The organism is Streptomyces sp. (assembly GCF_036566765.1).
Classification (GTDB): domain Bacteria; phylum Actinomycetota; class Actinomycetes; order Streptomycetales; family Streptomycetaceae; genus Streptomyces.
Window position 1 is genome coordinate 1 of record NZ_DATCVQ010000574.1, and the last position, 7,842, is coordinate 7,842.

Sequence of the window (7,842 nt, forward strand, 5' to 3'; positions counted from 1 at the left end):
ATGCCGGCGTCGTCAAGCACGCCGTCGCTGCCATAGATCGGCGTCCCGGTGCGCAGCGCCAGCGCTATCGCGTCGGACGGCCGGGCGCTCACCTCGACACCGCTGGCGAAGACCAGCTCCGCGTAGAAGACCCCTTCACGCAGGTCCGTGATGCGCACCTCGGTGAGCTCCTGGCCCACCGCCTCCAGAACGTCCTTGAAGAGGTCGTGCGTCAGCGGCCTGGCAGGAGCCATGCCCTGCTGGGCGAAAGCGATCGCGGTCGCCTCACCGGGTCCGATCCAGATGGGGAGGTACCGGTCGCCTCCCACTTCACGCAGGAGCACGATCGGCTGGTTCGAGGGCATTTCCACCCGGACACCCACAACGTCGAGCTCGTTCACACAGCAACCCTAGGACGTGCCCGACCGGTTTGGATAGTCGGGCCCCGACAAGATCACTGCAGCCGGAGCCCCAGAGCGGTCTGGACCAGTGCGGCGTGAAGCCGCACGGAGAGCCCGGCCAATTCCTTCGCGGTGGCCTCCGCATGCGCCCTGGTCTGCGGATTCCGGTGCCGGCGCAGCGGAGCGACCATCTGCTCGACCAGACCGGCCTCGCGATCCGCAGCCGCCTTCACCGCCCGGAGGTGCCTCGGTTCCAAACCGAATCTCCCCAGATCCGCGACAAGTCTGGCCACATTGACGGCCTCCGAGTCGTACCCGCCCTCAGGCCCCGGAACGAGCAGTCCGTACGACTCCCACTCCGCGAGCTCCTCCTCGGTGACCTCGGCGGCGGCCAGCAGTTCGGCCCGGCCGATCCGCGCGGCCGTCGGACGGTCCTGCTCCGGATCCCAGGCCCCGTCGAGCAGGTCCCGCTGCGGGCTCGGCGAGGGAAGCCGGATCTGCTCGCCCCGGGCGAGCGCGTCGAGGTGCTCGCGGATCACCTTGAGCGGGAGGTAGTGGTCGCGCTGCATCCGCAGGATCTGGGCGAGCCGCTCCACGTCCTGCGGGCTGAACTTGCGGTAGCCGGAGGCGGTCCGCTGCGGCTCTACCAGCCCCTCGGCCTCCAGGAACCGGATCTTCGAGATGGTCACTTCGGGAAACTCGTCGCGCAGCTGGCTCAGCACCGTCCCGATGCTGACCAGCCGGTCGCCCGCGGTGGCGGTGCCGTGACCGGCACCGCCCGTCGGTGTTCGCAGCATGGACCTTCCCTGAAGGGTTCCCGGAGGGGTCACACGCCCCGCTGGCTCGAGTAGAACACCAGCCGGTACTTGCCGATCTGGACCTCGTCGCCGTTGTTGAGCCGGATCGGGGTCTCGATCGGCTCGCGGTTGAGGTACGTGCCGTTGAGGCTGCCGACGTCACCCACGGTGAAGCCGCCGTCGGGCTGCCGACGGAACTCCACGTGGTGGCGCGACACGGTGATGTCGTCCAGGAAGATGTCGCTCTGCGGGTGGCGGCCGGCCGTGGTCAGCTCGCCGTCGAGCAGGAAGCGGCTGCCCGAGTTCGGGCCGCGGCGCACCACGAGCAGCGCCGAACCGGCCGGCAGCGCGTCGACGGCGGCCTGCGCCTCGGGCGACAGGGACGGGACGGCGGTCTGACCGGTGACCTCCGCGTCGTACGCCTCCAGACCCGAGATCGAGATCGTGGACGTCGTCTCCGACGCGCGCTCGGCCGGGGCACCGCGCAAGGGCGCGCCGCAGTTGGAGCAGAACCGACTGTCCGCGGCATTGCGGTGGCCGCACCTCGTACACACCGGCATGGACGCATCCTCCTGCCGCGGCTGCCCCGCGGAGGCGTGGGTCGCATACGGGTCGGGGACAGACCCTCCACCCGCACTTGAGGTTGATGGTTCTCCGAAACCTATGCGGCCGGGACCGGCAGGGTCAACAGAAGACGCGCCCTGTCCGCCCGGAATGTCACCGCCCTGCCCACCGACCTCGTCGCGGAAGAGCGGCCGCTCGGCCTGCTGTTCCTCGCTCTGGGCCTGGCGCGGCGCGCGGTGCTTGGCGCTGCCGCCGTCCTCGCGTGCGCTCTTGCCGAACAACTTCGCAAACAACTTCACGGGCGATTCCCCTTGACCGAAACAGACCCGCCCGTGGGGCAGGACGAACCCTGACTCAACACACCTGCCGACCCGGACATCTTCACAACGTCCGTAACCTCCGGACAGTTTCCACCACGCACCGGGCGTTGCATGCGGCGACCCCCCGCAACCTCACGCCCTTGTCCCGCTTCCCCCATGAACCCCCGCCTCACTGCGATGACGACCGAGCGTAGTCAGGCCGCTCCGCCGGTCGCAAGGCATCTACGACGATCTTGCCCGAGCGGGTCACCGTGGCGGTGGCCTGCTCCTTCTCCAGTGTCTGCACGACACCGCCGGGGATGTTCAGCGCCGGTTCCAGGTCCTCGGGCTTGCCGATGACCTTGAAGACGTACGGGGCGTCGATCTTCTTCCCGTCGACCTCTATGTCGCCGTCACCGCCCGAGAAGTAGCTGTCCGCGACCACCCGGACGTCGTTCACCTGGATCGCCTCGGCGCCCGCCGCGCGCAGCTCCTGGATCGCGTCGAGCAGCATGTCGGACTCGACCGCGCCCGCGCCGTCCGTGACGGTCAGCGTGATGCCCGGCCCCTCGGCGGCGACCGTGCCGGCCAGGATGCCGAGCTGGCGCTCCTTCTCCCGCGTCTGCTTGCGGGCCTCCTCCGCCTGGTCGGAGCTGCTCTCCAGCTCGGAGCGCTGGCTCTCGAGCCGGGTCTTCTCGTCCTCAAGGCGCTGGGTGCGGTCGTCCAGCTCGTCGAGGATGCGGACCAGGTCCTCCTGGCGGGCGCCCCGCAGGGCGCTGTTGTCGCTGGTCGAGCGGACCTGGATGGCCAGGCCGAGCCCGAGCACGAACAGCAGCAGGGCGACGACGAGTTGGGCCCGGCTCAGCCGCGGCGGCCACAGCCCGGCGGCCAGCCGCTGACGACCGGTCTGCTCCGGCTGCGCCTTCCCGGCGGCCGGCTCCGGCGACTCCTGGGGCGTCCCCTGAGGGGTCTCGTCCGAGCTCATCGGCCTCACGCCCGGAACACGTGCCGCCGGATGGCGGCCGCGTTAGAGAAGATCCGGATGCCGAGCACGACCACCACACCCGTCGACAGCTGCGCGCCCACGCCCAGCTTGTCTCCGAGGAACACGATCAGCGCGGCCACGACCACGTTCGACAGGAAGGAGACCACGAAGACCTTGTCGACGAAGATCCCGTCGAGCATCGCCCGCAGGCCGCCGAACACCGCGTCCAGAGCCGCGACCACGGCGATCGGAAGATAGGGCTCGACCACCGCAGGCACCTCGGGCCGGACCAACAGTCCGACCACGACTCCCACGACGAGGCCCAGTACCGCGATCAAGATGTGCCCTTCCCTGTGTCGGCCGAAGCCTCTCCGGTGGCCTTCCCGGCCCCGGCGCCCCTCGGCTCAGCTGTACGTACGATCAGGCTCGGCGCGGCCGGCAGGCGCACGTCGTCCTCGACGGCGATGCTGCTGCGGATCCCGAAGTTCTCCTGGAGCACATGCAGGTACTGGCCGTCGGCACTGTCCTGGAAGGCGGTGCTCAGCCGCTGCCCGTCCCCCACCGCCAGCACCGTGTACGGCGGCACCAGCGGACGGTTGTCGACCAGTATGGCGTCACCGGCCGCACGGATCGCCGACAGCGAGGTCAGCCGCTGGCCGTTGATCGCCACAGCCTCCGCGCCGGCCTGCCACAGCCCGTTCACCACCCGCTGCATGTCCCGGTCCCGCACCCGCCCCGTGTCGGCGAAGCCGGCGCTCTCGCGCGGCCCGCCCCCGCCGTCCTCGGCGCCCTTGGCGTCGTCGACGACCAGCTTCACGCCCGGCCCGCGCACCGGCGTCGCACCCGAGAGCAGTGCCACCAGCTCCGCCTGGTCCCCGCCGTGCTCCTCCAGGGCCTTGCGCTGCCGCTCCCCCACCTCGGCGCGGATCTCCTCGACGTCCTGCTCCAGCCCGTCCGCGGCCGCCGTCTCCGAGTCGATCCGGCCGATCAGCTCCTGCCGCTCCTTCGCCAGAATCGGAGCCGCTACCTGCGCCTGCGCCGCACCCAGAGTGACGACCGCGGCCGCAAGGACCAGACCCGCGGCGAGCCCCAGCTTGGCGCGGAGCGGACGCGGCAGACCGCCGCCCTCCGCCGCCCGCCGGGCCGTCGCCTCGGCATAGCCGTCGTCCAGGGCGTGGTCCATCACGTTGTTCAGCAGCGACATAGACGCGTCGGGACGCGGAGGCGGGGAGCCGGTGCTCCGATCGGGGGGCTGCTGCGACATGCCGCACATCGTCGCACGTCGCAGCTGCTACCGCCGAATGGCCCCACCGGTGCGCCGGGCGGGCCCCCTACGGACCCCACCCGGCACACCCGTCACAGGGTCACCGTCCGGCACCCTCCACGACCGCCGACCACTCGTCGAGCAGGGCCTGCGCCGAGGTGTCGTCGGGGCCCTCCGCCCACAGACGGGTGACGGCCTCGGCCGGGTCGGGCAGCACCATCACCCAGCGCCCGTCCGCCTCCACCACCCGCACGCCGTCGGTCGTGTCCACGAACCGGTCCCCGGCCGCCTCCACCACCCGGCGCATCACCAGGCCCTTCACCGCCCACGGCGTCGGCACGTCCCGCTTGATCACATGGGCCCGCGGGATCCGCGCGTCGATCTGGCTCAGCGTGAGCTGCGTACGCGCCACCAGACCGATCAGCCGCACGAAGGCCGCCGCCCCGTCGAAGACGCTGCTGAACTCCGGCACGATGAACCCGCCGCGCCCGTCCCCGCCGAAGATCGTCGACTCCTCGCGGCCGACCCGCGTCAGATCGTCCGGCGAGGTCGTCGTCCACTCCACCTGCGTGCCGTGGTACGCCGCCACCTGCTCGGCGATCCGCGTCGTCGTCACCGGCAGCGCCACCCGGCCCGACCGCCGCTCGGCGGCCACGAGGTCCAACATCACCAGCAGCGACCGGTCGTCCTCGACGATCCGGCCCCGCTCGTCCACCAGCGACAGCCGCTCGCCCACCGGGTCGAACCGCACCCCGAACGCCGCCCGCGCCGACGCCACGATCTCCCCGAGCCGCACCAGACCCTGCCGCCGGGCCTCGACGGACTCCGTCGGCCGCGACTCGTCGAGACCCGGGTTGATCACCAGCGAGTCCACCTGGAGCCGGCCGAGCAGGCTCGGCAGAACAAGCCCTGCACTGCCGTTGGAAGCGTCCACGACGACCTTCAGCCCGGCCTCGGCGATCCCCGAGGTGTCCACCTGCCGCAGCAGGGACCCCGTGTACGAGTCGAAGACGCTCGCCGGGAAGCTCAGGTCGCCGATCTCGCCGGGGAACGCCCTCCGGTACTCCTGCCGCGCGTACACCCGGTCCAGCTTGCGCTGCCCGGCCTGCGAGAGGTCCGCCCCTCGCTCGTCGAAGAACATGATGTCCACGGAGTCCGGCACACCCGGCGACGTCCGCAACATGATCCCGCCGGCACTGCCCCGCGCCGTCTGCTGCCGCGCCACCGGCAGCGGCACGTTCTCCAGGTCTCGCACATCGATGGCGCTGGCCTGCAGCGCCGAGATCACCGCTCGCTTCAGCGCCCGCGCGCCACGCGAGTGGTCACGCGCGGTCGTGACCGTCGCGCCCTTCTTCAGCGTCGTCGCGTACGCCCCCGCCAGCCGGACGGCCAGCTCGGGCGTGATCTCCACATTGAGGATGCCGGACACCCCGCGCGCCCCGAACAGGTGCGCCTGGCCGCGTGACTCCCAGATGACGGAGGTGTTGACGAAGGCGCCGGCCTCGATCGTCTTGAACGGGTAGACGCGTACGTTCCCCTGAACAATCGATTCCTCACCGATCAGGCACTCGTCACCGATGACCGCCCCGTCCTCGATCCGGGCGGCCCGCATGATGTCGGTGTTCTTCCCGATGACACAGCCGCGCAGATTGCTCTGCTGCCCGACGTAGACGTTGTCGTGCACCACGGCCCTGTGCAGGAAGGCGCCGGACTTCACGACCACGTTCGACCCGACGACGGTGTGCTCGCGGATCTCCGCGCCGGCCTCGACCTTTGCGTAGTCCCCGATGTAGAGCGGCCCGCGCAGCACGGCGTCCGGATGGACCTCCGCCCCTTCGGCGACCCACACCCCGGGCGCCATCTCGAACCCGTCGAGCTCTACCTGGACCTTGCCCTCGAGCACATCGGCCTGCGCCTTGACGTAGCTCTCGTGGGTGCCGACGTCCTCCCAGTAGCCCTCGGCGACATAGCCGTAGATCGGCTTGCCTTCCTTCATCAACTGCGGGAAGACATCACCGGACCAGTCCACCGGGACGTCGGCCTCGACATAGTCGAAGACCTCCGGCTCCATGACGTAGATGCCGGTGTTCACGGTGTCCGAGAAGACCTGGCCCCAGGTCGGCTTCTCCAGGAAACGCTCGACCTTTCCTTCCTCGTCGACGATCGTGATCCCGAATTCCAGCGGATTGGGCACCCGCGTCAGACATACGGTGACCAGCGCGCCCTTCTCCTTGTGGAAGGCGATCAGATCGGTGAGATCGAAGTCTGTGAGCGCGTCTCCGGAGATGACGAGGAAGGCGTCGTCCTTCAAAGCCTCCTCGGCGTTCTTCACGCTCCCGGCAGTACCGAGTGGCTTCTCCTCATTGGCGTACGAGAGCTCCATTCCGAGGTCCTCGCCGTCGCCGAAGTAATTCTTGACGAGGGAGGCGAGAAACTGCACGGTGACGACGGTCTCGGTTAGACCGTGCCGCTTGAGCAGGCGCAGCACATGCTCCATGATCGGCCGGTTGGCGACCGGCAGAAGCGGTTTGGGCATGCTCGAGGTCATCGGGCGAAGTCGCGTTCCTTCGCCACCAGCCATTACTACGGCCTTCATGTCGGGCGCGTCCTCCTTGAGAGACGACGGTTAGCCGACTTCACCCATCCGCACAGGGGCCCTCTTGCGTCATCGCAGGTGCCGGCGACACTGCACGGCACGGGACAGACAGGCTCAATCGGCCTCGGTGTCCGCCTTGACGAGGCGGCGGACCTGGACCACGTAGAGGATCCCTGCCCACCAATAGAGAGTTGTACCCCATCCGGCGAACGCCCACCCGAAAACTTCAGCGAGTGACGCAAGCCACCCCTCTCCGTCACTGAGCAGAAGCAGCGGGAACGCGTACATCAAGTTGAACGTCGCAGCTTTTCCGAGGAAGTTCACCTGCGGCGGCGGATACCCGTGCCGACGAAGGATTCCCACCATCACCAGCAACATCAGCTCCCGCGCCAAAAGGGCGGCGGTGAGCCAGAGCGGAAGGATCTCCCGCCAGGTGAGTCCGAGCAGCGTGGAAAGGACGTACAGCCGGTCCGCGGCGGGATCGAGCAGCCGGCCGAGACTGCTGACCTGGTTCCAGCGCCGGGCGAGCTTCCCGTCCAGATAGTCACTGACCCCGCTCAACATGAGAAGCAGCAAGGCCCAGCCATCGCTGTTGGGGCCGCCGAACTCGGGACGGAGAATCAGCCACAGGAAGAGCGGCACGGCAGCGAGTCGCGCCATGCTGAGGATGTTGGGGATGGTGAGGACCCGGTCCGTCTGAACGCGAGTCTCCTGGACCTCCATCCGGGGGCCTCCTGTGGGAAACGAGCCAATGATGCCCCCTGACCTTACCGGCAGCCACGCCGCACCCGTGCACAGGGGTGCGAGGAAGACGGCCCCTGAACGCAGAAAAGCCCCGCACCATGAGGTGCGGGGCTTTCCCACAATGATTGTTCGGCGGCGTCCTACTCTCCCACAGGGTCCCCCCTGCAGTACCATCGGCGCTGAAAGGCTTAGCTTCCGGGTTCGGAATGTAAC

General features: G+C 69.3%; 8 protein-coding genes and 1 rRNA gene. All 9 read right to left on the bottom strand.

The features are described 5' to 3' along the window. Window positions 1-380, bottom strand: a 380-nt coding sequence (locus VIU94_RS33360; protein WP_331917304.1) for a bifunctional nuclease family protein, incomplete at its 3' end; no start/stop codon positions are given. Window positions 381-433: 53 nt separating this feature from the next. Then, window positions 434-1,177: a transcriptional regulator FtsR gene (gene ftsR / locus VIU94_RS33365; RefSeq protein ID WP_331917306.1), complete on the bottom strand. Its 744-nt coding sequence runs from the start codon at window positions 1,175-1,177 to the stop codon at window positions 434-436. A 29-nt stretch (window positions 1,178-1,206) separates the two neighbouring features. Beyond that, window positions 1,207-2,148 (bottom strand): double zinc ribbon and FHA domain-containing protein, encoded by a 942-nt coding sequence (locus VIU94_RS33370; protein ID WP_331917316.1) that lies wholly within the window; start codon window positions 2,146-2,148, stop codon window positions 1,207-1,209. 82 nt (window positions 2,149-2,230) lie between these two features. Continuing rightward, entirely contained in the window at window positions 2,231-3,025 is a 795-nt protein-coding gene (locus VIU94_RS33375) for a DUF881 domain-containing protein (protein ID WP_331917308.1), read from the bottom strand. 5 nt (window positions 3,026-3,030) lie between these two features. Then, window positions 3,031-3,363, bottom strand: coding sequence for a small basic family protein (locus VIU94_RS33380; RefSeq protein ID WP_003970459.1), 333 nt, complete (start codon window positions 3,361-3,363; stop codon window positions 3,031-3,033). Beyond that, window positions 3,360-4,289, bottom strand: a complete 930-nt coding sequence (locus VIU94_RS33385) for a DUF881 domain-containing protein (RefSeq protein WP_331917310.1) — start codon at window positions 4,287-4,289, stop codon at window positions 3,360-3,362. The genes VIU94_RS33380 and VIU94_RS33385 overlap by 4 nt, the downstream gene beginning before the upstream one ends. A gap of 100 nt (window positions 4,290-4,389) precedes the next feature. After that, window positions 4,390-6,885 carry a sugar phosphate nucleotidyltransferase gene (locus tag VIU94_RS33390; protein WP_331917312.1) on the bottom strand — a complete coding sequence of 832 codons (2,496 nt, stop codon included), beginning with the start codon at window positions 6,883-6,885 and terminating at the stop codon, window positions 4,390-4,392. Between the two features lie 114 nt (window positions 6,886-6,999). Next, window positions 7,000-7,608: a cardiolipin synthase ClsA gene (clsA, locus tag VIU94_RS33395; RefSeq protein ID WP_331917314.1), complete on the bottom strand. Its 609-nt coding sequence runs from the start codon at window positions 7,606-7,608 to the stop codon at window positions 7,000-7,002. A gap of 148 nt (window positions 7,609-7,756) precedes the next feature. Next, window positions 7,757-7,842, bottom strand: a 5S ribosomal RNA gene (rrf, locus tag VIU94_RS33400); the annotation flags it as partial.

Bases quoted from the DNA above. Each gene is read 5' to 3' on its own strand.
- ftsR (WP_331917306.1), bottom strand. From the start codon at position 1,177: ATGCTGCGAACACCGACGGGCGGTGCCGGTCACGGCACCGCCACCGCG.
- VIU94_RS33385 (WP_331917310.1), bottom strand. From the start codon at position 4,289: ATGTCGCAGCAGCCCCCCGATCGGAGCACCGGCTCCCCGCCTCCGCGT.
- VIU94_RS33390 (WP_331917312.1), bottom strand. From the start codon at position 6,885: ATGAAGGCCGTAGTAATGGCTGGTGGCGAAGGAACGCGACTTCGCCCG.
- clsA (WP_331917314.1), bottom strand. From the start codon at position 7,608: ATGGAGGTCCAGGAGACTCGCGTTCAGACGGACCGGGTCCTCACCATC.
- VIU94_RS33375 (WP_331917308.1), bottom strand. From the start codon at position 3,025: ATGAGCTCGGACGAGACCCCTCAGGGGACGCCCCAGGAGTCGCCGGAG.